The sequence below is a fragment of the Streptomyces sp. AJS327 genome, from assembly GCF_013450295.1.
Taxonomy (GTDB): domain Bacteria; phylum Actinomycetota; class Actinomycetes; order Streptomycetales; family Streptomycetaceae; genus Streptomyces.
In genome coordinates this window covers 863,318-884,786 of the sequence record NZ_SKBR01000004.1, presented here as the reverse complement: position 1 = coordinate 884,786, position 21,469 = coordinate 863,318, and the positions used below count along the sequence as shown (strand labels likewise).

The 21,469-nt window shown below is 73.4% G+C and carries 20 protein-coding genes and 1 pseudogene; 6 read left to right on the top strand and 15 right to left on the bottom strand.

Features of this window, described 5'->3' with window-relative positions; genetic code table 11:
• The first annotated feature begins 161 nt into the window (after positions 1-161).
• Complete coding sequence (locus tag E0L36_RS25735) at positions 162-1,424, top strand: nucleotide sugar dehydrogenase (RefSeq protein ID WP_180931623.1); 1,263 nt, start codon at positions 162-164, stop codon at positions 1,422-1,424.
• A 121-nt stretch (positions 1,425-1,545) separates the two neighbouring features.
• Here the strand turns inward: E0L36_RS25735 and E0L36_RS25730 are convergent, their stop codons facing one another.
• From E0L36_RS25730 to E0L36_RS25710, 5 genes are all read right to left on the bottom strand, one after another.
• Positions 1,546-2,661: a GuaB3 family IMP dehydrogenase-related protein gene (locus tag E0L36_RS25730; protein ID WP_180931622.1), complete on the bottom strand. Its 1,116-nt coding sequence runs from the start codon at positions 2,659-2,661 to the stop codon at positions 1,546-1,548.
• A gap of 66 nt (positions 2,662-2,727) precedes the next feature.
• Complete coding sequence (locus E0L36_RS25725; protein ID WP_180931621.1) at positions 2,728-2,994, bottom strand: hypothetical protein; 267 nt, start codon at positions 2,992-2,994, stop codon at positions 2,728-2,730.
• Between the two features lie 87 nt (positions 2,995-3,081).
• Positions 3,082-4,593, bottom strand: coding sequence for an IMP dehydrogenase (gene guaB, locus E0L36_RS25720; protein ID WP_180931620.1), 1,512 nt, complete (start codon positions 4,591-4,593; stop codon positions 3,082-3,084).
• Between the two features lie 54 nt (positions 4,594-4,647).
• Positions 4,648-5,223: a sigma-70 family RNA polymerase sigma factor gene (locus tag E0L36_RS25715; protein ID WP_308416934.1), complete on the bottom strand. Its 576-nt coding sequence runs from the start codon at positions 5,221-5,223 to the stop codon at positions 4,648-4,650.
• 972 nt (positions 5,224-6,195) lie between these two features.
• Complete coding sequence (locus E0L36_RS25710; protein WP_003948568.1) at positions 6,196-6,807, bottom strand: response regulator transcription factor; 612 nt, start codon at positions 6,805-6,807, stop codon at positions 6,196-6,198.
• A gap of 369 nt (positions 6,808-7,176) precedes the next feature.
• Between E0L36_RS25710 and E0L36_RS28380 the strand changes: the two are divergent.
• A pseudogene (locus E0L36_RS28380) lies at positions 7,177-7,500 on the top strand (WhiB family transcriptional regulator); the annotation flags it as partial.
• A gap of 357 nt (positions 7,501-7,857) precedes the next feature.
• Positions 7,858-8,631, top strand: a complete 774-nt coding sequence (locus tag E0L36_RS25700; RefSeq protein ID WP_180931618.1) for an SDR family oxidoreductase — start codon at positions 7,858-7,860, stop codon at positions 8,629-8,631.
• Between the two features lie 126 nt (positions 8,632-8,757).
• On the opposite strand, the gene groL is transcribed toward E0L36_RS25700, so the two are convergent.
• Both groL and groES read right to left on the bottom strand, forming a co-directional pair.
• Positions 8,758-10,383 (bottom strand): chaperonin GroEL, encoded by a 1,626-nt coding sequence (groL, locus tag E0L36_RS25695; protein ID WP_180931617.1) that lies wholly within the window; start codon positions 10,381-10,383, stop codon positions 8,758-8,760.
• 113 nt (positions 10,384-10,496) lie between these two features.
• The gene (gene groES, locus E0L36_RS25690; protein WP_070011585.1) at positions 10,497-10,805 is read right to left on the bottom strand and encodes a co-chaperone GroES; all 309 of its coding nucleotides are present in this window, start codon (positions 10,803-10,805) and stop codon (positions 10,497-10,499) included.
• A 477-nt stretch (positions 10,806-11,282) separates the two neighbouring features.
• On the opposite strand from groES, the gene E0L36_RS25685 reads away from it, so the two are divergent.
• Both E0L36_RS25685 and E0L36_RS25680 read left to right on the top strand, forming a co-directional pair.
• Positions 11,283-12,665 (top strand): methyltransferase domain-containing protein, encoded by a 1,383-nt coding sequence (locus E0L36_RS25685; RefSeq protein ID WP_180931616.1) that lies wholly within the window; start codon positions 11,283-11,285, stop codon positions 12,663-12,665.
• 253 nt (positions 12,666-12,918) lie between these two features.
• A complete protein-coding gene (locus tag E0L36_RS25680; RefSeq protein WP_180931615.1) occupies positions 12,919-13,797 on the top strand; it encodes an arylamine N-acetyltransferase in 879 nt (292 codons plus the stop codon).
• Between the two features lie 42 nt (positions 13,798-13,839).
• On the opposite strand, the gene E0L36_RS25675 is transcribed toward E0L36_RS25680, so the two are convergent.
• The 5 genes from E0L36_RS25675 to E0L36_RS25655 form a co-directional block, all read right to left on the bottom strand.
• Positions 13,840-14,088, bottom strand: a complete 249-nt coding sequence (locus E0L36_RS25675) for a hypothetical protein (RefSeq protein WP_180931614.1) — start codon at positions 14,086-14,088, stop codon at positions 13,840-13,842.
• Positions 14,085-15,263, bottom strand: a complete 1,179-nt coding sequence (gene tsaD, locus E0L36_RS25670) for a tRNA (adenosine(37)-N6)-threonylcarbamoyltransferase complex transferase subunit TsaD (protein WP_180931613.1) — start codon at positions 15,261-15,263, stop codon at positions 14,085-14,087. The genes E0L36_RS25675 and tsaD overlap by 4 nt, the downstream gene beginning before the upstream one ends.
• Positions 15,256-15,798: a ribosomal protein S18-alanine N-acetyltransferase gene (gene rimI, locus E0L36_RS25665; protein WP_180931729.1), complete on the bottom strand. Its 543-nt coding sequence runs from the start codon at positions 15,796-15,798 to the stop codon at positions 15,256-15,258. Before rimI ends, tsaD begins: the two co-directional genes overlap by 8 nt.
• Before the next feature lie 53 nt (positions 15,799-15,851).
• The gene (gene tsaB, locus E0L36_RS25660; RefSeq protein WP_308416932.1) at positions 15,852-16,514 is read right to left on the bottom strand and encodes a tRNA (adenosine(37)-N6)-threonylcarbamoyltransferase complex dimerization subunit type 1 TsaB; all 663 of its coding nucleotides are present in this window, start codon (positions 16,512-16,514) and stop codon (positions 15,852-15,854) included.
• A gap of 97 nt (positions 16,515-16,611) precedes the next feature.
• A complete protein-coding gene (locus E0L36_RS25655) occupies positions 16,612-18,048 on the bottom strand; it encodes a DUF2993 domain-containing protein (protein ID WP_180931612.1) in 1,437 nt (478 codons plus the stop codon).
• A gap of 271 nt (positions 18,049-18,319) precedes the next feature.
• Here E0L36_RS25655 and E0L36_RS25650 point away from each other — a divergent pair, with 271 nt between their 5' ends.
• Positions 18,320-18,847 carry a L,D-transpeptidase gene (locus tag E0L36_RS25650; protein WP_180931727.1) on the top strand — a complete coding sequence of 176 codons (528 nt, stop codon included), beginning with the start codon at positions 18,320-18,322 and terminating at the stop codon, positions 18,845-18,847.
• Positions 18,848-19,020: 173 nt separating this feature from the next.
• Here the strand turns inward: E0L36_RS25650 and E0L36_RS25645 are convergent, their stop codons facing one another.
• The 3 genes from E0L36_RS25645 to E0L36_RS25635 form a co-directional block, all read right to left on the bottom strand.
• Positions 19,021-19,221, bottom strand: a complete 201-nt coding sequence (locus E0L36_RS25645; RefSeq protein WP_180931611.1) for a hypothetical protein — start codon at positions 19,219-19,221, stop codon at positions 19,021-19,023.
• Between the two features lie 443 nt (positions 19,222-19,664).
• The gene (gene tsaE / locus E0L36_RS25640; protein WP_180931610.1) at positions 19,665-20,225 is read right to left on the bottom strand and encodes a tRNA (adenosine(37)-N6)-threonylcarbamoyltransferase complex ATPase subunit type 1 TsaE; all 561 of its coding nucleotides are present in this window, start codon (positions 20,223-20,225) and stop codon (positions 19,665-19,667) included.
• Complete coding sequence (locus tag E0L36_RS25635; protein WP_308416931.1) at positions 20,128-21,411, bottom strand: alpha/beta fold hydrolase; 1,284 nt, start codon at positions 21,409-21,411, stop codon at positions 20,128-20,130. Before E0L36_RS25635 ends, tsaE begins: the two co-directional genes overlap by 98 nt.
• Positions 21,412-21,469: the final 58 nt, after the last annotated feature.

Below are 21,469 nucleotides of genomic sequence, written 5' to 3'. Positions count from 1 at the left end.
GTCCTCCATTTCCACGACTTTGGCTGGCGCCTGGCGCGGCTCGACCCAGAATTCCGTATATCTGTCATATAGACGCTTAACGTTGCATAGCGTCGCATGCCACTCAGTGCGCCGTACCGGGGCCGTACTCGGAGTGCCCAGGGGAAGGGAAGCCCGCCGCCATGCCAGCAGATCTCGCCGTCATCGGACTCGGCTGTTCGGGTCTCCCGCTGGCCCGCGCCGCCACCGCCGCCGGAGTCGGCACCATCGGCTTCGACCCCGACGAACGCGCGGTCGCCGAGCTGAGCGCGGGACGGCCCCCGGCCGACGCGGCGGCCACCCCGGCGGAGATCCGCAGGATGCTGGCCGGGGGCTTCCGGGCCACCACCAACCCGGCGGTGCTCGGACGCGTCCGCACCGCCGTGATCACCGTGCCGACGCCGCTGGGCGCCGACCGCGCGCGCGACCTCTCCGCCGTGCGCGCCGCCGCTCACACCCTCGCCTCCCAGCTCCGCCCCCGGACAACCGTGATCCTTGAGTCGACGGTGTACCCGGGCGGCACCGAGGAAATCCTGCGCCCCCTGCTGGAGGAGGGCTCGGGACTGCGCGCCGGACGGGACTTCCACCTGGCCTGCTCCCCGTCCCGCACCGATCCCGGCAACCGGGTCTACGGCTACCGGAACACCCCCCAGGTGATCGGCGGGCTCACCCCGGCCTGCACGGAGGCCGCCGCCGCCTTCTTCGGACGGCTGACGGACAAAGTGGTGCGGGCCCGGGGCCCCCGCGAGGCCGAGACCTGCAAGCTGCTGGAGACCAACTACCGCCAGCTGAACATCGCGTTGATGAACGAGATGGCGGTCTTCTGCCACGACCTGGGCATCGACCTGTGGGACGTGATCCGCTGCGCGGAGACCAAGCCGTTCGGCTTCCAGGCGTTCCGGCCCGGCCCCGGCGTGGGCGGCCCCGGCGTCCCGCTGGACCCCAACTACCTCTCGTTCCGCAGCCGTTCACTGGGGTACCCGCTGCGGATGGTGGAGCTGGCGCAGGAGGTGAACGAACGCATGCCCCGCTATGTCGCCCAGCGCGCCACCACGTTGCTCAACGAGCACGGCAAGTCGGCGCGTGGCGCCCGGATCCTGTTGCTGGGCGTCACCTACAAGCCGGACCACCCCGGCCGCCAGGGCTCCCCGGCGGACGAGATCGCCACCCGGCTCCGTGAGTTGGGCGCGCAGCTGAGCTACCACGACCCGTACGTGCTCCAGTGGCGGGTGGCGGGCCGCCCGATCCCCCGCGCGGACTTCCTCTACGAGGCCGCCGCCGACGCCGACCTGACGCTCCTGCTCCAGCAGCACCGCACCTACGACCTCCAGGGGCTGGCCGCCAAGGCGCAGTTGCTGCTGGACACCCGGGGCGCGAGTCCCGCGGGCGCCGCCCACCGCCTGTGACCGGCCGCGGGCCCCAACGACCGTCCCACGCCAGCCCGTTGCCCGGCCGCCGTCGTACCCCCGTACGACGTCGCGCCGCCCACCCGTGGACGGGGAGCGGCGCGAGCGCGGACGGCGGGGTTCAGCGGGAGCGGGCCACCGTGACCTCGACCCGCTGGAACTCCTTCAGTTCGGAGTAGCCGGTCGTGGCCATCGCACGGCGCAGCGCGCCGAAGAAGTTCATCGAGCCGTCCGGGGTGTGCGAGGGGCCGAGCAGGATCTCCTCCAGCGTGCCCACGGCCCCCAGGTCGACCCGGCGGCCCCGTGGCAGCTCCTCGTGCACCGCCTCCATGCCCCAGTGGTGGCCACGGCCCGGCGCGTCCGTGGCGCGCGCCAGCGGCGAGCCCATCATCACCGCGTCCGAACCGCAGGCGATGGCCTTGGGCAGGTCTCCCGACCAGCCGACCGCCCCGTCCGCGATGACGTGCACGTAGCGGCCCCCGGACTCGTCCAGGTAGTCCCGGCGGGCGGCGGCCACGTCCGCCACGGCGGTGGCCATCGGCACCTGGATGCCGAGCACGTTCCGGGTCGTGTGCGCGGCGCCGCCGCCGAAGCCGACGAGCACCCCGGCCGCGCCGGTCCGCATCAGGTGGAGCGCCGCCGTGTAGGTGGCGCAGCCACCGACGATCACGGGCACGTCCAGTTCGTAGATGAACTGCTTGAGGTTGAGCGGTTCGGCCGCGCCCGAGACGTGCTCGGCCGAGACCGTGGTCCCCCGGATCACGAAGAGATCCACCCCGGCGTCCACCACCGCCTTCGAGAACTCCGCCGTGCGCTGCGGCGACAGCGCCGCCGCGGTCACCACCCCGGACTCGCGCACCTCCTTGATGCGCTGCCCGATCAGCTCTTCCTTGATCGGCTCCGAGTACAGCTCCTGCATCCGGCGGCTCGCGCTCAGCTCGTCCAGCCCGGCGATCTCCTCCAGCAGCGGCTCCGGGTCCTCGTACCGGGTCCAGAGGCCCTCCAGGTTGAGCACCCCGAGGCCGCCCAGCTCCCCGATGCGGATCGCGGTGCGCGGCGAGACGACCGAGTCCATCGGAGCGGCCATGAACGGCAGATCGAAGCGGTACGCGTCGATCTGCCACGCGATGGAGACTTCCTTTGGATCCCGGGTACGCCTGCTCGGCACCACCGCGATGTCGTCAAAGGCGTAAGCCCGCCGTCCGCGCTTGCCGCGCCCGATCTCGATCTCAGTCACGAAAGTGGCCTTCCATACGGTTGCCGCCCCAGTATTCCCCACACCCCGACAGCCCCCGCACCCCCGTCACTCCGGGACGAGTACCTGCGTGAAGTCCACCACATGCAGGACCAGCACCAGCAGCAGACCGTCACTGACCACGTACTCGACGCCGATGTTCGGTGTCAGGGCCAGGGAGCGGGTCGCCTCGTCGGCCGAGATCGGGACGGACATCTCGGGCCGCGGGTCCTGCGCCAGCAGGGTGAGCCCGCGCTCCAGCAGCGCGCGGCGGTCGCTCGGCAGGCCGTCCCTGACCCGCGCCGCCTCCTCGCTGAACCGCACCGCGTAGAGCATCGCGCCCCCTTCGCGTCCGAACGGCTCCCCGAGCCGTCCGCCGGCTCCGAGAGACGCGCCCAGCCTAGCGTCCGGGGGCGGGCGGGTTCAGCGCCGCGTGTAGTTGGGAGCTTCCGTGGTCATCTGGATGTCGTGCGGGTGGCTCTCCTTCAGCCCGGCCGCCGTGATGCGCACGAACCGGCCCTTCTCCTTCATCTCCGGAACGGTCGCCCCACCGACGTAGAACATGGACTGCTTCAGACCGCCCACCAGCTGGTGCACGACGGCGGAGAGCGGGCCACGGTAGGGGACCTGGCCCTCCACGCCCTCCGGGATCAGCTTGTCGTCCCCGCTGACCCGGTCCTGGAAGTACCGGTCCTTGGAGTACGACTTCTGCTCGCCGCGGCTCTGCATGGCGCCCAGCGAACCCATCCCCCGGTACGACTTGAACTGCTTGCCGTTGATGAACAGCAGCTCGCCCGGCGACTCCTCGCACCCGGCGAGCAGGCTGCCCAGCATCACCGTGTCCGCTCCGGCGACCAGCGCCTTCGCGATGTCGCCGCTGTACTGGAGACCGCCGTCCCCGATCACGGGCACCCCGGCCTCACGTGCCGCGAGCGCCGCGTCGTAGATCGCGGTGACCTGCGGCACCCCGATCCCGGCCACCACGCGCGTGGTGCAGATGGAGCCCGGGCCCACGCCGACCTTGACGCCGTCCGCGCCCGCGTCGACCAGTGTGCGGGCACCCTCGCGGGTGGCGATGTTGCCGCCGATCACGTCGACCGAGGTGTTCGACTTGATCTTCGCGACCATGTCGGCGACCAGTCGGGAGTGGCCGTGCGCGGTGTCCACCACGATGAAGTCGGCGCCCGCCTGGACCAGTTCCTGAGCCCGCTCGTAAGCGTCCCCCGCGACGCCCACGGCGGCACCGACGATCAGCCGCCCCTCGGCGTCCTTCGCGGCGAGTGGGTACTGCTCGGCCTTGACGAAGTCCTTGACGGTGATGAGCCCCTTGAGCACGCCCTCCGCGTCCACCAGCGGCAGCTTCTCGATCTTGTGGCGGCGCAGCAGCTCCATCGCCTCGTGCCGCGAGGTGCCCACCCGGGCGGTGACCAGCGGCATCGGCGTCATGACGTCCTGGACCCGGCGGCTGCGGTCGTCCTCGAAGGCCATATCGCGGTTGGTCACTATCCCCAGGAGCTTGCCCGCCCCGTCGGTGACCGGCACCCCGCTGATCCGGAACGTGCCACACAGCTCGTCCGCCTCGGCCAGCGTGGCCTCGGGGCGGATGGTGATCGGGTCGGCGACCATCCCGGACTCGGACCGCTTGACCCGGTCCACCTGGGTGGCCTGGTCCGCGATCGACAGGTTCCGGTGCAGCACGCCGACCCCGCCCTGCCGCGCCATCGCGATCGCCATCCGGGCCTCGGTGACCTTGTCCATCGCGGCGGAGAGCAGCGGCACGTTCACCCGGACGTTCCGCGAGACCAGCGAGGAGGTGTCGATGTGCTCCGGCGCCATGTCCGACTCACCGGGGAGGAGCAGCACGTCGTCGTAGGTCAGCCCGAGAGTGGCGAACTTGTCGGGGACACCGTCTACCCCGGGGACTCGTTCCGTCATGACACCTTTCCCAATGCTTGCCCTGGTGCGGAAATCCATGGTAACGGGCCAGCGCTACTCCTCCGCCAGCTCCCGGAGCCGGTTCAGCGCCCGGTGCTGGGCGACCCGCACGGCGCCCGGGGACATCCCCAGCATCTGTCCCGTCTCCTCCGCCGTCAGCCCGACGGCGACCCGCAGCAGCACCAGCTCCCGCTGGTGTTCCGGCAGGTTGGCCAGGAGCTTCTTCGCCCACTCCGCGTCGCTGCTGAGCACCGCGCGCTCCTCCGGGCCCAGCGAGTCGTCCGGCCGCTCCGGCATCTCGTCCGAGGGGACAGCGGTGCTGCCGGGGTGACGCATCGCGGCCCGTTGCAGGTCAGCCACCTTGTGCTGGGCAATGGCCACCACGAACGCCTCGAACGGCTTGCCCGTGTCCCGGTAGCGCGGCAGGGCGCAGAGCACCGCGATACACACCTCCTGGGCGAGGTCGTCCACGAAGTGCCGCGCGTCCCCTGGCAGCCGGGTCAGCCGGGTACGGCAGTAGCGCAGCGCCAGCGGGTGGACCTGGGCGAGAAGGTCGTGTCTGGCCTGCTCGTCCCCCTCCGCCGCGCGTTGAACGAGGGCGCTGACCTCCCGCGGCCCGGCAACCGGCATGGGCGGCCCCCCGTTCTCGTCATCGCGCACCGGTGGGCGGTGCGTCGCAGTCCTACGATCCGTCGCACCGCGCCCGTTCTCGCGCCGTGCGGCACTATGAGCTGGCGCACTGGTACTCATGTCCCGCGCTCTCCCCTCACGCCTGCCCGACCGGTCGCCGAGGAACTCCATACCTCAAGCATGCGGCACGCGCGGGATTACTGAGCGCCGCCTCGCGATATCGCACCGGTCACACCTCGCTCCCGTCCCCGGCGACCCACCACTGACCTGGGACACCTCAATCCAGCAAGCGAACCAGAGCGTCCGGCGGGCCCTGCTGCCGGGGCCACGGAAACCCTGGCGGGCACCGCGGCGGCCCTCCGACCATCCGGCGAAACGGGCACGGAACGGCGGTTCCACCCCCCGGACCCGGTCCGGCGCACCGGCGGTCCTTCTCCCCCTCACCCGCCGCGTCCGGCCGGTGCCTTCCCCACCCCGGGTTCGCCCCCACCATCGGACGCGGCGTCGTCGCCCCCGGGGACCGGGCCGACGGCGCGGCCGGCGTACCGCGCTCCCGAACCACCCACTCGGGGGAAGCGCGGAACGGACGGACGTCGACGGGGCCGCGCCACACGCCCTGTCCCCACCACGGTCGAGCCCCACGCGCGTGAAGTCCGACCCCGCGCCACCGGCGGAACCCGGACCAGCCCGGACCCCGGTGGCCCCCGACGGAAGCCGGGGCGGCGGCCGTCCCCACGGGAGACGGCCCTGGCCCGAACCGACGGACGCCGTGCCGAGGCGGTCCCGGCCACCCCGACGGGGTCCGGACCGACGGACACGACGCCTCACCACCATCACCACGGCCCACCGCAACGGCGAACCACGGCTGACACATCCAGCACGTCCCGCACGTGAGCGAACCGGCCCGGGAGCACCGCCAGGTGCTCCCCGTACCGCCGCCCGGGGCGCCCGAGGGCGTGCGCCCCGGACCCGCTAGCGCACCAGACCCCAGCGGAAGCCGAGCGCCACGGCGTGCGCGCGGTCCGAGGCGCCGAGCTTCTTGAACAGCCGCCGGGCGTGGGTCTTCACCGTGTCCTCGGAGAGAAAGAGTTCACGGCCGATCTCCGCGTTGGAGCGGCCGTGGCTCATGCCCTCCAGCACCTGGATCTCGCGCGCGGTGAGCGTCGGCGCCGCCCCCATCTCGGCGGAACGGAGCCGCCGGGGGGCGAGTCGCCAGGTCGGGTCGGCCAGCGCCTGGGTGACGGTGGCCCGCAACTCGGCGCGCGAGGCGTCCTTGTGCAGGTATCCCCGGGCACCGGCGGCGACGGCCAGCGCCACACCGTCCAGGTCCTCGGCGACGGTCAGCATGATGATCCGGGCACCCGGATCAGCGGAGAGCAGTCGCCGTACCGTCTCCACGCCCCCCAGTCCGGGCATGCGGACGTCCATCAGAATCAGGTCGGAACGGTCGGCGCCCCAGCGGCGGAGGACTTCCTCGCCGTTGGCCGCCGTCGTCACCCGCTCCACGCCGGGCACGGTCGCCACCGCTCGGCGGAGTGCCTCCCGGGCAAGCGGGGAGTCGTCGCAGACGAGGACGGAAGTCATGACCGCCCTCCGCAGCTGATGCGCATCACCTTGAGCCTCCAGGCTGCTTGAATCGTCATCTGTGCGATTGACAGCCAGGACGTGGGAGCCCGAGCTGACTTCATCAACCGCTTTCGCACTCTCAACGACGGTCACCCGAAAGAGTTACGGCTTCCAGCGGCTGAGTCCAACACTCTACGTGAGTGCGCGTACACGGATCAGTTCCGCCGTCCTCGGGCATTTGGCGTGACCCGCTCCGCCCGTGGGCGGTTGTTTACTGCCCGATTTGAGGCATTTCCTCGGTTTTGGTGTCATCGGTAGCGAGATTCGAAAGAGTCATATTTACGTACCTCTTTCTTCGCAGCGCTCAGCACACCGAGGGGATAGGCAATGGCAGACTTCTCCCGCCTCCCGGGCCCGAACGCCGATCTGTGGGACTGGCAGCTCCTCGCCGCCTGCCGGGGCGTCGACAGTTCCCTCTTCTTCCATCCGGAGGGCGAGCGGGGCGCCGCCCGCAGCGCGCGGGAGACGTCGGCGAAGGAGGTCTGTATGCGCTGTCCGGTGCGCTCCGAGTGCGCGGCGCACGCCCTCGCCGTCCGTGAGCCGTACGGGGTCTGGGGCGGGCTGACCGAGGACGAGCGGGAGGAGCTGATGGGGCGCGCCCGCACCCGGATGAGCCCCGGACCCGCCACCGCGCCGCCCGCCACCGGTCCGGACGCCCGCCCGGACCCGCCGGCCAGGCCGCTCCCGGCCGAGGCCGCCCGTCCCGCGCGTCCGGCGCCGGGAACGCCCGGCTCCGGCGAACCGGAGACGTGGCCGGACTCCGACACCGGCCCCACCCACCACGCCCCGGTCACCTAGCCCGGGGCTCCGCGGAACGGGAGCCGGGCTTCGGCGGACCGCCGGGCGGCCGGGGCCGGAGCTGCCGGGGGCGGAGGCCGCACGGCTCGTCGGCGCCGCGTCCGTCCGGCGGATGCTCCGGCTGGCCGGGGCGGTGGGTGGCACGTCGCACGGGCGTACGTCCGTGCGGGCCCAACTGGGGGACGCGGCACGGCCGATACCGTTCGCGGTATGACGACTGCACTGATTACCGGGGCGACCGCCGGGCTGGGTGCCGCCTTCGCCCGGCGGCTGGCTCGGGACGGCCACGATGTGGTGCTGGTCGCGCGGGACACGGCGCGGCTTCGCGAACACGCGACCGACCTGCACGACCGGCATGGTGTCGAGGCGAGCGTCCTCACCGCCGACCTCGCCACCGAGAAGGGGATCGCGGCCGTCGAGGACCGGCTGCGGGACCGCGAACACCCCGTCGACCTGCTCGTCAACAACGCCGGGTTCGGCAACAAGGGCCGCTATCTGGACGTACCGATGGCGGACGAGCTGACGATGCTGAAGGTGCACTGCGAGGCGGTGCTCCGGCTGACCACGGCCGCGGTGGAGGGAATGCGGGACCGGGGCCGGGGCGGCGTGATCAACGTGTCCTCGGTCGCCGCCTTCTTCCCCCGCGGCACGTACGGCGCCTCCAAGGCGTGGGTCACGCAGTTCACGCAGGGCGCGGCGAACGACCTGGCGGACAGCGGGATGCGGCTGATGGCGCTCTGCCCCGGGTTCGTCCGCACCGAGTTCCACGCCCGGGCCGGGATGGACGCGGGCAGGGTGCCCGGCTGGATGTGGCTGAGGGCGGACCGGGTGGTCGACACGGCCTTGGCCGACCTGGCCCGGGGCAGGACGCTGTGCGTCCCCGACCCGCGGTACAAGGCGGTGCTCGGCGCGAGCAAGCTCGTGCCCCGGGGGGCGCTCGGCCGGGCGTCCACGAGGACCGGCCGCCGGTACACCCCGCGCTGAGGCGCCCCCGCCCGGGAGACGCGCGGTCGCGCGACGCGTCGGGGCCCGCTTCCACACCGCGTGGGTGGGAAGCGGGCCCCGGGCCGTTCCGTCACACGGGCGGAGCCGCGTGCTGTCGGACCTCGCTCAGTGCGCGTGACCGTGGCCGTGGCCGCCCGCGGCCTCCTCTTCCTCGGCCGGCTTCTCGACGACCAGGGTCTCGGTCGTCAGCAGCAGCGAGGCGATGGACGCCGCGTTCTCCAGCGCCGAACGCGTCACCTTCACCGGGTCGTTGACGCCCGCCTTGATGAGGTCGCCGTACTCGCCGGTGCCGGCGTTGAAGCCGTGGGTCTTCTCCAGCTCGGCCACCTTGGAGGTGACGACGTAGCCCTCGTGCCCGGCGTTCTCCGCGATCCAGCGCAGCGGCTCGACGACGGCGCGGCGGACGACGGCGACACCGGTGGCCTCGTCGCCCTCCTTGCCGAGGTTGCCGTCCAGCACCTTCGCGGCGTGCACCAGGGCGGAGCCGCCACCGAGCACGATGCCTTCCTCGACGGCGGCGCGCGTCGCGGAGATGGCGTCCTCCAGGCGGTGCTTCTTCTCCTTCAGCTCGACCTCGGTGGCCGCGCCGACGCGGATCACGCAGACGCCACCGGCGAGCTTCGCGAGCCGCTCCTGGAGCTTCTCGCGGTCCCAGTCGGAGTCGGTGGCCTCGATCTCGCCCTTGATCTGGGCGACCCGGCCCTGCACGTCGTCGGCGCTGCCCGCGCCGTCGACGATGGTGGTGTCATCCTTGGTGACCGTCACGCGGCGGGCGGTGCCCAGCACGTCCAGCCCGGCCTGGTCCAGCTTGAGACCGACCTCCTCGGCGATGACGGTGCCGCCGGTGAGGGTGGCCATGTCGCCCAGCATCGCCTTACGGCGGTCACCGAAGCCGGGAGCCTTGACGGCGACGGCGTTGAAGGTGCCCCGGATCTTGTTGACGACCAGCGTGGACAGGGCCTCGCCCTCGACGTCCTCGGCGATGATCAGCAGCGGCTTCGAGCCACCCGCCTGCATGATCTTCTCCAGCAGCGGCAGCAGGTCCTGGATGGAGCTGATCTTGCCCTGGTGGATCAGGATGTAGGGGTCGTCGAGGACGGCCTCCATCCGCTCCTGGTCGGTCACGAAGTACGGCGAGAGGTAGCCCTTGTCGAAGGCCATGCCCTCGGTGAAGTCCAGTTCGAGACCGAAGGTCTGGGACTCCTCGACGGTGATCACACCGTCCTTGCCGACCTTGTCCATCGCCTCGGCGATCAGCTCGCCGACCTGGTCGTCCTGGGCGGACAGCCCGGCGACGGCGCCGATGTCCTCCTTGGAGTCGATCGGCCGCGCGACGGCGAGCAGGTCGTCGGAGACGGCCTTGACGGCCGCGTCGATCCCGCGCTTCAGGGCGGCGGGCGAGGCGCCGGCGGCGACGTTCCGCAGCCCCTCGCGGACGAGCGCCTGGGCCAGCACGGTCGCGGTGGTGGTGCCGTCACCCGCGATGTCGTTGGTCTTGGTCGCCACCTCCTTGACCAGCTGGGCGCCCAGGTTCTCGTACGGGTCCTCGACCTCGACCTCACGGGCGATGGTGACGCCGTCGTTGGTGATGGTCGGGGCGCCGAACTTCTTGTCGATGACGACGTTGCGGCCCTTCGGGCCGATCGTCACCTTGACGGTGTTCGCCAGGTTGTCGACACCGCGCTCAAGGGCGCGCCGGGCGTCCTCGTCGAACTTCAGGATCTTGGCCATGGGAGCTGTTCGGTCCTCTCAAACGAGCCGCGCCCCGGCCCCGGCCAGCGCGTACGCGGCGGCGTACACGACTGCGGGGACCAGGGCGCGGATCAGGAGCAATCTTCGATGACTTACTTCTCGACGATCGCGAGAACGTCGCGGGCCGAGAGGACGAGGTACTCCTCGCCGCTGTACTTCACCTCGGTACCGCCGTACTTGCTGTACAGCACGATGTCGCCGACGTTGACGTCGAGCGGCAGGCGGTTGCCGTCCTCGAATCGGCCCGGGCCCACGGCCAGGACGGTGCCCTCCTGGGGCTTCTCCTTGGCGGTGTCCGGAATGACCAGGCCGGAGGCCGTGGTCTCTTCGGCGTCGAGCGGCTGGACCACGATGCGGTCCTCAAGCGGCTTGATGGCAACCTTGCTGGCGGTCGTCACGATCCGACCTCCCCCTTCGGAGATCTCATCACGGGGTCTTATGTCTGGGGTGGCGACCTGGAAGATCCGTCGTCGCGGGTGCCGGATCTGCCCGTCGCGTACTCTTGGCACTCCCTGAGGGAGAGTGCCAGCGCCGAGACTATGCGGGCATTAGCACTCGGTCAAGCCGAGTGCCAGCCGCGCCGGTTCCGGCCCCCGCTGTCCGCCGATCCGGCCCCGCCCCGGCCCGCGTGACCGCACCGGCCCGCTGGCACCCCGGCACCCCGGCACCCCGGCACCCCGAGGCAGCTTCGCCGCTTCCCGCTTTCCCCGCCTCCCCCGCCTCCGTCTCTCCCCGCCCCGGGGCCTGAACGGGGCCGCGTCCGGGCGCCGTTGGGCGGCCCCACGGCGCCGTCGCCGGCGCCGTCGCCGGGTCAGCGCACGGAGCACGGCGCCCCGCCCGCCCGTCCGCGCTCCCACGCGCCCCCGCACAATGAGACCGTGACCGACCTCGACGACCTCGACGCCTTCGCCGCCCTGCTGACCGAGGAGGGCGGAGCGCTGCTCACCTCGCTCCGCGACCTCGCCCCGGCGGACGAGCTGTCCGTCGCGACCCGGCTGCGCCGGGACCATCCGGCGCCGCTGGTGTCGGCCGCGCTCACGCAGGCCCGCCTGCGGCAGCGCGCGGTCGCCAAGTTCGGCGCCGAGGACGCCGCCCGGATGTACTTCACCCCGGACGGGCTGGAGCAGGCGACCAGGGCGAGCGTGGCCACCCACCGCGCGGGGCGCTTCGCGGAGGAGTTCGGGGTGCGCCGGGTGGTGGACCTCTGCTGCGGGATCGGCGGGGACGCGGTGGCCCTGGCCCGGGCGGGCATCGCGGTGCTCGCCGTCGACAGATCCCCGCTGACCTGCGCCGTGGCCCGGGCCAACGCCGAGGCGCTGGGGCTCGGCGAGCTGATCGAGGTGCGCCAGGCGGACGTGGCCGAGGTGCTGGCCGAGGTCGCCGGACCGGCCCGCGCGGACGGTACGGACAGCACCGCGGGTACGGACAGCACCACCGGCGGGGGCGGCGGCGACGGCACGGACGGCGGGGGGTGGGCGGGGGCGCTCGCGGATCCGGCCACCGGGCTGTTCGTCGACCCGGCGCGGCGCGGGGCACGGGGCGGAGGTGGCCGCGGCGGACGGATCTTCGACCCCGAGGCGTACGAACCCCCGCTCAGCTGGGCGATGGCGGCGGCGCGGACGGCGGCGTACGGGGCGGTGAAGGTGGCGCCCGGAATTCCACACGAGGCCGTGCCCGGGGAGGCGGAGGCCGAGTGGGTCTCGGACGCCGGGGACGTCAAGGAGGCGGTGCTCTGGTTCGGCGGGGGCAGCCCCGGGCGGACCCGTGCCACGCTGTGCTCCCCGCGCGGACGGCCGGGGAGGACCGGGCCCGGGGCCAACGTCACGCTGCTGGGAACGGGTCGCCCCGATCCGGAGGCGGGTCCGGTGGGGGACTATCTCTACGAGCCGGACGGCGCGGTGATCCGCGCGCACCTGGTGGCGGAGGTCGCGGCCGACACCGGGGGCCGATTGGTCGACCCGACCATCGCCTACGTCACCTCGGACCTCCCGCGTCCGACCCCGTTCGCCCCCGCGTACCGGATCACCGACCAACTCCCCTTCAACGTCAAGCGGTTGCGGGCGCTGCTGCGTGAACGTGGGGTGGGGGTGGTGGAGGTGAAGAAGCGGGGTTCGGCGGTGGAGCCGGAGGAGCTGCGCCGCAAGCTCAGGCTGTCCGGGCGCGCGTCCTGCACGGTCTTCCTGACCCGGGTCGCGGGGGCACCGGCGATGCTGCTCGGCCATCCGCTGCGGGACGCCACGGAATCCGAACTCCCCTCCTGAGCGGGGAACATGGGCAACGGTCGTCCGTATGCCGGAAGTTGGGTAGCGCGAGACGGCAGTACCGGTCCGGGGAGGTCTCCCGGTCGGGTGAAGGTTCGCGTGTGGCACGTCCGTTGGCCGTGCGGTACCGAACGCCCCCGTCGGATGGGCTCGTTGGGGTCGGGCGCGGGGCCGGGGACGGTCACGGCGTACCGGGAAGACTCGGCACCCGGAGGGCGCGACGCGGGGACCCGGCTGTCCTAGGCTCACAGTCATGTCGGAGCAGAGCGGCACCACTTCGGATTCCCCGTCCGCCATCGACCTCGACGCCTACGCCGCCCGGATCGGTTGGACCGGTCCGCACGAGGCCAGCGTGGAGACCCTGAGCGCGGTGCAGTACGCACATCTCCTCGCGATCCCCTTCGAGAACCTCGAACCGCTCGGGGGCGCGGCGCCCTCGCTGGACGTGGCGGACCTCCAGTCCAAGCTCGTCCACGGCGGGCGGGGCGGGTACTGCTACGAGCACAACTCCCTGTTAGCGGCGGTGTTCTCGGCACTGGGCTTCGAGGTGACGACGCTGGCCGCGCGCGTCCAGGTCGGCGCGCGCGGGGCGGTCCGCCCGCGTACCCACATGTGCCTGCTGGTGCGGTCGCCGGACACGGGCACCCCCTACCTGGCCGACGCGGGCTTCGGCGCACCGGGGGCGCTGCTGGAGCCGGTGCCGCTCGTCCCGGACACGGAACACCGTCAGGTGGGCGGCAGGTGGCGGCGGTTGGTGTGTCAGGAGCCGTCCGGGAAGCAGCCGTTGGAGCGCTGGACGCTCCAGGCGTACGAGGAGGGAGACGGCTGGGCGGACCAGTACCTGTTCACCCTGGAGCCGTACGAGGCACCGGACTTCAACGTCATCAACTGGTACGCCGCGACGCATCCGCGCTCGCCGTTCCACCACACTCCACGGGTCATGCGTGTACTGCCGGACGGCTACCGGCTGTTGACCGGTGACGCGGTCCATCGGGCGCGCGAGGACGTCGGTCTGACGGTCCAGGACATCTCCGCCACGGACGCCACGGAGCTACGGCGCATGCTGACCGAGGAGTTCACGCTGACGCTGCCGGACGAGCCGCTGCCCTTCGGTCCCCCGCCCACCTCCTGAGCCCGCCCCGGGAGGTCCGCACGGGAGGCCGGTGCGGGACGGTCAGACCTGCTCGAAGCGCCAGCGGTGGACCGGTCGGGCCACCAACGGCCCCGGGGGGTCTGGGAGTTCGGGTAGTTCGGCGGAGAGGTCCGCCTCCCACCAGCTGATCACCAGCACCCGTCCGCCCTCGGCCGCGAAGGTCTCCCGGCGCGCGGGCGGCGGGGTGAGCCGCTGTTCGCGGGCCCAGTCGAGCAGTTCGGCGCCGCGCCCGGGCGCGGCCTTGGACTCCCACATCAGGGCTACGGTCATGACGAGTAGAGGTTCTTCCCGCTCAGTTCGTGCACGTGGTCGTGGCTGTGGTCGTGGTCATGGCGGTGGCCATGGCCGTGCGTGTGTCCGGGCTCGTGGCCGTGTCCGGGGTCCTGTCCGTGCGGGTCTCCGCTGGCCGGGAGGTGGGGTTCCGTCACCGGCAGCGAGGAGTCGGCGGGGAGGTCCCAGCCGGAGGGCGCGCGGTTCCTGGCCACCATCTCGGCGCCGAGCGCCGCGACCATCGCACCGTTGTCCGTGCACAGCTTGGGCCGGGGGACGCGCAGCGTGATCCCCGCGGCGGCGCAGCGCTCCTCCGCCATCGCGCGCAGGCGGGAGTTGGCCGCGACCCCACCGCCGATCATCAGGTGGTCCACGCCCTCCTCCCGGCAGGCCCGGACGGCCTTACGGGTCAGCACGTCGACGACCGCCTCCTGGAAGGAGGCCGCCACATCGGCCACCGGCACCTCCTCACCCGCCGCGCGCCGGGCCTCGATCCAGCGGGCCACGGCCGTCTTGAGGCCGGAGAAGGAGAAGTCGTACGGGGCGTCGCGGGGGCCGGTCAGCCCGCGCGGGAAGGCGATGGCGGCCGGGTCCCCCTCGCGGGCGTACCGGTCGATGACCGGTCCGCCGGGGAAGCCGAGGTGCAGCACCCGGGCGACCTTGTCGAACGCCTCGCCCGCGGCGTCGTCGATGGTCGAGCCGAGCGGGCGGACGTCCGTGGTGATGTCCGGCGCGAGCAGCAGCGAGGAGTGGCCGCCAGAGACCAGCAGCGCCATCGTCGGCTCGGGGAGCGCGCCGTGTTCCAGCTGGTCGACGCAGATGTGCGAGGCGAGGTGGTTGACGCCGTAGACCGGCTTGCCCAGCGCGTAGGCGTACGCCTTCGCCGCGGAGACGCCGACGAGCAGCGCGCCCGCGAGGCCGGGCCCCGCGGTGACGGCGACGCCGTCCAGGTCGCGCGCGGCGACGCCCGCCTCGCGCAGCGCGCGCTCGATGGTGGGCACCATCGCCTCCAGGTGGGCGCGGCTGGCGATCTCCGGGACGACGCCGCCGTACCGGGCGTGCTCGTCCACGCTGGACGCCACCGCGTCGGCGAGCAGGGTGTGCCCGCGCACCACCCCCACGCCGGTCTCGTCGCAGGAGGTCTCGATACCGAGGACGAGCGGTTCATCAGCCATGGTTCTCGTGTTCCTTGTGTTCCCGGGAGACGTGGGGATCCTGGTCGGCTCGGGGAGCCAGGGGTGTCGGGGGTGCCGGAAACCCCGCGGACTCCGCGGTCCGGCGCATCACGAGGGCGTCGACCCCGGCGGGCTGGTAGTAGCCGCGCCGCACGCCGACCGGCGCGAAGCCGAAGCGCTCGTACAGCCGCTGGGCCCCGGGGTTGTCGACCCGCACCTCCAGCAGCACCTCGTGGCAGCCGAAGGCGGTGGCGGCGGAGAGCAGCGCGGAGAGCAGCCGGGCGCCGAGGCCCGCGCGGCGGTGGCTCGGCAGGACGCCGATGGTCTGTACGTCGGCGCTGCCGCTGACGGCCGCGAGGCCCGCGTAGCCCACGATCTCGCCGGTGTCCCGGTCGACGGCGAGGAGGTAGCGGCGGGTGGCCCCGGGACCGCGCGCGTGCGCCAGCTCCGACCAGAGCATCCCGGCGGACCAGGCGTCCTCCTCGAACAGCCGCCGCTCCAGCTCGGTGACGCGGGCGATGTGCCACCAGCGCATCTCGCGCAGCTCGACCCGCGCCTCACCCTCCGGGCCCGCTGCCGGTGTTCCGGTCACTGGGGGGTGACCACCTTGTAGTTGGCCGGAACCTTCGCGTCGGGTCGCCGGAGGTAGAGCGGCCGCGGCGGTGGGAAGTCGGCTCCCCCGGCCAGCCGCTCGGCGGCCAGCCGGGCCAGCGCGGCGGCGGACTGACCGGCCGGGAGGTCCGCGCGCAGACCGGGGAAGTCCGCCGGGTACAGCGCCGCCCCGGCGCCGACCGCGGGGAGTTCGCGTACCTCGGGCGGCAGCTCGCCGGGCCGGTTGACCGCCGGATCGCCCAGTCGCGTACGGGAGTTGGCGTACCGCGCCCAGTACACCTCCTTGCGGCGGGCGTCGGTGGCCACGACGAAGGGGGTGTCCAGCCCGGAGGCGTACGCGAGGCCGTCCAGCGTGCAGAGGCCGCGCACCGGGACGCCGAGCGCGGCGCCGAACGCCTCGGCGGTGGCCAGCCCCACCCGGAGGCCGGTGTACGGGCCGGGCCCCACCCCGACGACGACGCTGGTGACCTCGGGCAGCGGCACCTCGGCGGCGCGCAGCACCCGGTCGACGGCGGGCAGCAGCAGTTCGCCGTGACGGCGCGCGTCCGTCTCGTCGGAGGAGGCGAGGACGCGGTCACCGTCCGTGTCGTACAGGGCCACGGTGACGGCTGGGGTTGCGGTGTCGAGAGCGAGCAGCACACCCCCAGCCTACGGCGGCGCCGGGGGTTCCCCGCCGCCGTCGCCCGGCCCCGGCCGTCCTGCCGCCGGGCCACCCCCCTGGCCCGGCGGTGTCGCGCTACCGGCCGCCCTTGCCGTCCTTCTCGGCGGCCGAGCCGAAGGGGACGCCGGAACCGGTGACCTTCGCCCGGATCCCCTCCTTGACGACGGACACGCTCCGCAGCCTCACCTCGCCCGGCAGGTCGGGCAGCGAGACGGAGAGTGACAGCCGTTCCGCCAACTCCGGCTCCTCGATCTTCCGCAGCCCCGCGACCAGCGCCGGGTCGATGCCGAGCTTCTCCAGCAGCGCGGGGTTCCGGACGGCCACGTCCAACACGTTGACCTGCATCAGCTCCCGCGTGAACGTGGGCTTGCGGGTCACCCGGCTCAGCTCGCGGTCGCTGGCCCGCACGCGCTGGGCGCGCTCCGGGGTCAGCCCGAAGCGCTCCGCGAAGGCCCGCACCTCGAACAGCGCCCGCGCCTTCTCGGCGTCCCGCTGGATGCGCTCCGCCACCGGACGGTCGAGCAGCAACCCGCCGTTCTCGCCCGGCGTGTAGCGGAAGCGGCCGGGGACGCGCAGCAGCATGTTGTCGACGGTGGTGCCCACCGCCTTGTCGCCGTCCCGCCGCAGGTGGGCCCGGGCGCGGACGGCCACCTCCTCCCCGGCGACCGGCAGCTTGCCGTCCGCCAGGACGGTGTTCGGCCCGCCGGAACTGAACCCGACCTGGGAGGTGCCGAGTTCACGGTCGAGGTCGTCGAACTCCAGGAGCACGTCGGCCCGCATGCTGCCGAGTACCGCGCCCCTGATGGAGGTCGGCGCGTCCCCGACGATCCGCACGTCCCGCACCGAACCGCTGACCTGCGCGACCGATATCCGGCCCGCGGGCATGTCCGGAATCGTCACCTCGACGTGGTCGAGGCGGTCCCCCGCGAGCTGGGTGAGGAAGGGGAAGCCCCGGATGTGCACCTCCGGCTCGGCGTGCAGGTTCAGCGAGTCCTTCACCTTCTCCGCCGCCTTGCCCTCGGCGTAGAGCGCCGCCCAGCGGTCCGCGACGAACAGGAAGGCCAGCAGCACCACGCAGCCCACCACGCACTTGATCAGCAACCACAGCCGGGAGCGGCGGCGTCTGCGCACGGCCCGCAGGTACGGCATCCGCTCCTCGTAGTCGGAGTAGCCGGAGTACCCGGAGTGGCCGGAGTGCTCGGAGTCCGGGTCGTCCGGCCCGTCGTCGGGGCGGAAGGTGAACCCGAGCGGGCCCTCGTCGAGGGCGCCGCCCGCGTGGGGGGTGTCCGTTTGGCTGGATGAACCAGAGGGGCCGGAGGGGCCGGTGCGGCCGGTGGAGCCGTGGGGGGCGCCTGGTCCCTCGGCGGGGTCCGGTTCGGCGGCCAGTTCCTCGTACGGGTTCCGGCTCGGGGGGTCCGCCGGCGGGCTGCCGGGCGGCGCCAGCTCCGCGTAAGGATTCGGTGTACGTGGTACGGAAGTTGTGGAACGTGTCGATGAACCGTGGGGGGTCATCGCCACATGCGAACACAATGTCGGGCACCGGTCCAAGTCTCACCGGAGGAAGCCGGACAGCGTCCGCGCGGATCGCGGGCGGGCAGACGGCGGCCCCCGGCCACGGGGGCGGAGGCGCTCCCTCCGGCTGCTACCGTCGGCAGCGGTGCGGCCGGGCCGCGCCGCGCGGCTCGACGACGGCGTACTGGACGAGAGGTGGCGGCGCACGGTGGCAGGCAGCAGCGGGGGGCCCGCACAGTCCGGCGGTGGTTCGCACGGGGCCGGAATCGCCGTGACCGCGCTGACCGCGGGGGCGCTCGCCATCATCGGCTTCTTCGCGTACCAGGCGTCCGCCGCGCAGGACGACGCCTCGGCCCGCAAGCCCCCGCCGTCCTCGTCCCCCTCGAAGGACGCGAAGGACTCACCGAAGGAGCGGGCCGAGGCGCTGCCCGCCGACTCGGGGAACGGCAAGCGCGTGGTCTACGCGCTGAAGCGCCAGCGGGTCTGGCTGGTGGACAAGGGCGACAAGGTCGTCCGCACGTTCAAGGTCACCCCGAGCGCGGTCAATCCCCCGCCGGGGGGCTACCGCGTGGAGTCCCGCGCCGCGCACGTCACCGGCTCGGACGGCGTCCCCGTGGAGAACGTCGTGCGCTTCGCGACGGTGCAGGGCACCACGGTCGGCTTCAGCGCCGCCATCGACGGCACGATGCCGGAGCGCGAGACGGGACAGCGGACGGGCGGAGTCCGGGAGTCCCGGCCGGACGGCGAGGCGATGTGGCGGTTCACGATGATCGGCACGAAGGTCGTCGTCGTCCGCTGAGGGCAGCCTCCGCCGCCCGCCCCGGGGAACCCCCGCGCCGGGAACCCGACTCCGGGGCCACGCCGGGGGCCGTACCGAGGGACCGGTTCGCGGGCCGAGCGGGGGAGCCGCCCCGTCCGGCGCCCCGTCCGGACCCGCGCGCGACGCACGCGTCCGGAGGCGCCCGCCGGGGGCTAGGCGGCGTCCTGACCCGGCTCGGGGCGTCCGCACCCGGGGCGCGAGACGCGCGCCGGACGCCGGGTCTCGGACTCGGCCGGTTCCGGATCCGGGGGCGGGGTGGACACCGCGGCGGCGGCGGCGCAGGAGGCCAGCAGATCGCTCATCGGCACCGGTGACACCGGCTCCCGCCTCCGCTCACGCTCATGGGCCGTCATGGTCCCTCCCTGACTCGGGATGCCGGGTGGTTAGGTGTACCTAACCCAGCTGTCTTCAACCATAGGACCATGGGAAAGACCGCCCACGCAACATCTTGCCGACACCCTGTCGGAACGCTGGCGCGCGCTCCTCACCGGGGACGACGGGCGCCACCACCCTCCGTGGCGACGGACCTGACGGGGGACCTGACGGGCCTGACGAGCCTCAGCACACGGTGAGTTCGGCCCCGGTCGGGGCCGCGCGCGGGCGACGCGCGGGACGGCCCGGAGCCCGGACGGCCCCGGAGCCCGGGCGGGATGCTGGGTACGGGGCGTGGTGCCCCGGAGGCCGTGGCCGAGAGCCACGAGGAGACCTGCCGGGGTGGGTGCGTACGGGGGTCGGAGGGTGCCGTCAGGCTGCGGCGGGCGCCGGGGAGGCGAGGCACCGGGGTGGTGCGTACGGGTCAGAGGGTGGGCAGCTCCGCGCCGACCCAGCGGGGGCCGACGCCGGTGAGCCGGACCACCCGCTCGTCCACGCCGGGCCCGGTGGCGTCGCCGGAGGCGCGCTCGATCACCACGTGCAGCCGGTCCTCGGTCAGCTCCTCCACCCGGCCCTCGCCCCACTCCACGACGACCACGGACTCCGGCAGCGAGACGTCGAGGTCCAGGTCCTCCATCTCCTCCAGCCCACCGCCCAGCCGGTACGCGTCGACGTGCACCAGCGGCGGGCCCTCCCCCAGCGGCGGATGCACCCGGGCGATGACGAAGGTGGGCGAGGTGACGTCGCCCCGCACCGCCAGCCCCGCGCCGAGGCCCCGCGTCAGCGTGGTCTTGCCCGCGCCCAGCTCCCCGGTGAGCAGGACCAGATCACCGGCGCGCAGCACGGCCGCGAGGCGCCGTCCCAGCTCCCGCATCTGGTCGGCGGTCTCAACGGTGACGGTTCGGGCGGCCGTGGCGGCGGGGCGGGGTGTCGGCAGCTGGCCGGGCGGCGGGGGCGGGGGGGACGGGTCGTGCGGTGCTTCCATGCGTCCGGATGGTACGCGCCAGCAGCGCCCCGAGCCGCTCGGTGACCTCCCGGGGACGCTCCAGCGGCGCGAGGTGCCCGGTGCCCTCCAGCACCGTCAGCTCGGCGGCGGGCAGGGCCCGCGCGATGGCCTCCGCATGCTCCCTGGGGGTCAGCGGATCGCGGTCGCCCGCGAGGACCAGCGCCGGGATTCCGTCGAGCGTGGCGAGCGCGGCCGTCTTCTCGTGCTCCGCGAAGGCGGGGAAGAACTCCGCGACGACGTCGATCGGTACGGCCTCGATAAGCCGCTCCGCGAACCGGGCCACACCCGGGTCCACCTCGTCCGGGCTGCCGAAGGCGTACCGCTTGACGAGCCCCGCGAGCAGGTCCGCCGCGTGCCGCCGCCCCCGCTCGACCAGCTCCGTCCGGCTGGCCAGACCGCGCAGCACACCCGGCAGCGCGCGGCGCAGCAGCCGCAGCGCGGCCTCGGGCAGCGGCAGTCCGTAGCTCGCCGTGTCCAGCCCGCCCGCGCTGGTGTTGACGAGAACGACCCCGGCCACGCGCTCCGCGACGAACTCCGGATACTGGTCCGCGAGCGCCATCACCGTCATTCCCCCCATCGAGTGGCCGACGAGGACGAGCGGCCCCTCCGGGGCGGCGGCGTCCAGCACCGCCTTCAGGTCGCGGCCGAGCAGGTCGACGCTGACCGGCTCCCCGCCCGGGCCCCGGCCCGAGCGGCCGTGCCCGCGCTGGTCCCAGTAGACGCTCCGGAACGCGCCCCGGAGCGCGGCCCGTTGGAAGTGCCAGCTGTCCTGGCTGAGGCAGTAGCCGTGGCTGAACACCACGGTCGGCGCCCCCGGCCCGGGCGACGCCCCGGGGACCGGCGCCCCCTCCGTCCCGGGTCCGGTGTCCGGCTCCTGTCCGGCGTCCGGCTCGGGTACGGCGTCCGGTTCGGGTACGGCGTCCGGCTCGTCCACCTCGTAGTGGAGGGGCACCCCGTCCTCGGTGGTCGCGGTGCCCGGGGTGCCGCGGAGCGTGCCGTACGGTCCCTGGGCGTCCAGGGCGAGACGGGCCTCGCGCCGGACGGTGCGGTGCACCGTCATCCGCTCGACGGCCACGCCGACCGCCACCAGCCCGACCGCGGCCCCGGCGACCCCCGCGCCGCGCGGCCAGGGCGGGCCGCCCGCTCCCGCGTTCTCCCTCGTCACGGTTGAGCCCCCGTCCACCCGTAGTGCGCCGTGTTCCGGCGTGCACCGTCTCCGTCGC

Excerpts from the sequence above, each read along its gene's own strand:
- E0L36_RS25700 (WP_180931618.1), top strand. The coding sequence starts at position 7,858 with ATGACGACTGCACTGATTACCGGGGCGACCGCCGGGCTGGGTGCCGCC.
- E0L36_RS25735 (WP_180931623.1), top strand. The coding sequence starts at position 162 with ATGCCAGCAGATCTCGCCGTCATCGGACTCGGCTGTTCGGGTCTCCCG.
- E0L36_RS25655 (WP_180931612.1), bottom strand. The coding sequence starts at position 18,048 with ATGACCCCCCACGGTTCATCGACACGTTCCACAACTTCCGTACCACGT.
- E0L36_RS25675 (WP_180931614.1), bottom strand. The coding sequence starts at position 14,088 with ATGACCGTAGCCCTGATGTGGGAGTCCAAGGCCGCGCCCGGGCGCGGC.
- groL (WP_180931617.1), bottom strand. The coding sequence starts at position 10,383 with ATGGCCAAGATCCTGAAGTTCGACGAGGACGCCCGGCGCGCCCTTGAG.
- guaB (WP_180931620.1), bottom strand. The coding sequence starts at position 4,593 with ATGACGGAACGAGTCCCCGGGGTAGACGGTGTCCCCGACAAGTTCGCC.
- E0L36_RS25645 (WP_180931611.1), bottom strand. The coding sequence starts at position 19,221 with ATGACGGCCCATGAGCGTGAGCGGAGGCGGGAGCCGGTGTCACCGGTG.
- tsaE (WP_180931610.1), bottom strand. The coding sequence starts at position 20,225 with ATGGAAGCACCGCACGACCCGTCCCCCCCGCCCCCGCCGCCCGGCCAG.
- E0L36_RS25725 (WP_180931621.1), bottom strand. The coding sequence starts at position 2,994 with ATGCTCTACGCGGTGCGGTTCAGCGAGGAGGCGGCGCGGGTCAGGGAC.
- E0L36_RS25710 (WP_003948568.1), bottom strand. The coding sequence starts at position 6,807 with ATGACTTCCGTCCTCGTCTGCGACGACTCCCCGCTTGCCCGGGAGGCA.
- tsaD (WP_180931613.1), bottom strand. The coding sequence starts at position 15,263 with ATGGCTGATGAACCGCTCGTCCTCGGTATCGAGACCTCCTGCGACGAG.
- rimI (WP_180931729.1), bottom strand. The coding sequence starts at position 15,798 with ATGCGCTGGTGGCACATCGCCCGCGTCACCGAGCTGGAGCGGCGGCTG.
- E0L36_RS25715 (WP_308416934.1), bottom strand. The coding sequence starts at position 5,223 with ATGCCGGTTGCCGGGCCGCGGGAGGTCAGCGCCCTCGTTCAACGCGCG.
- E0L36_RS25680 (WP_180931615.1), top strand. The coding sequence starts at position 12,919 with ATGTCGGAGCAGAGCGGCACCACTTCGGATTCCCCGTCCGCCATCGAC.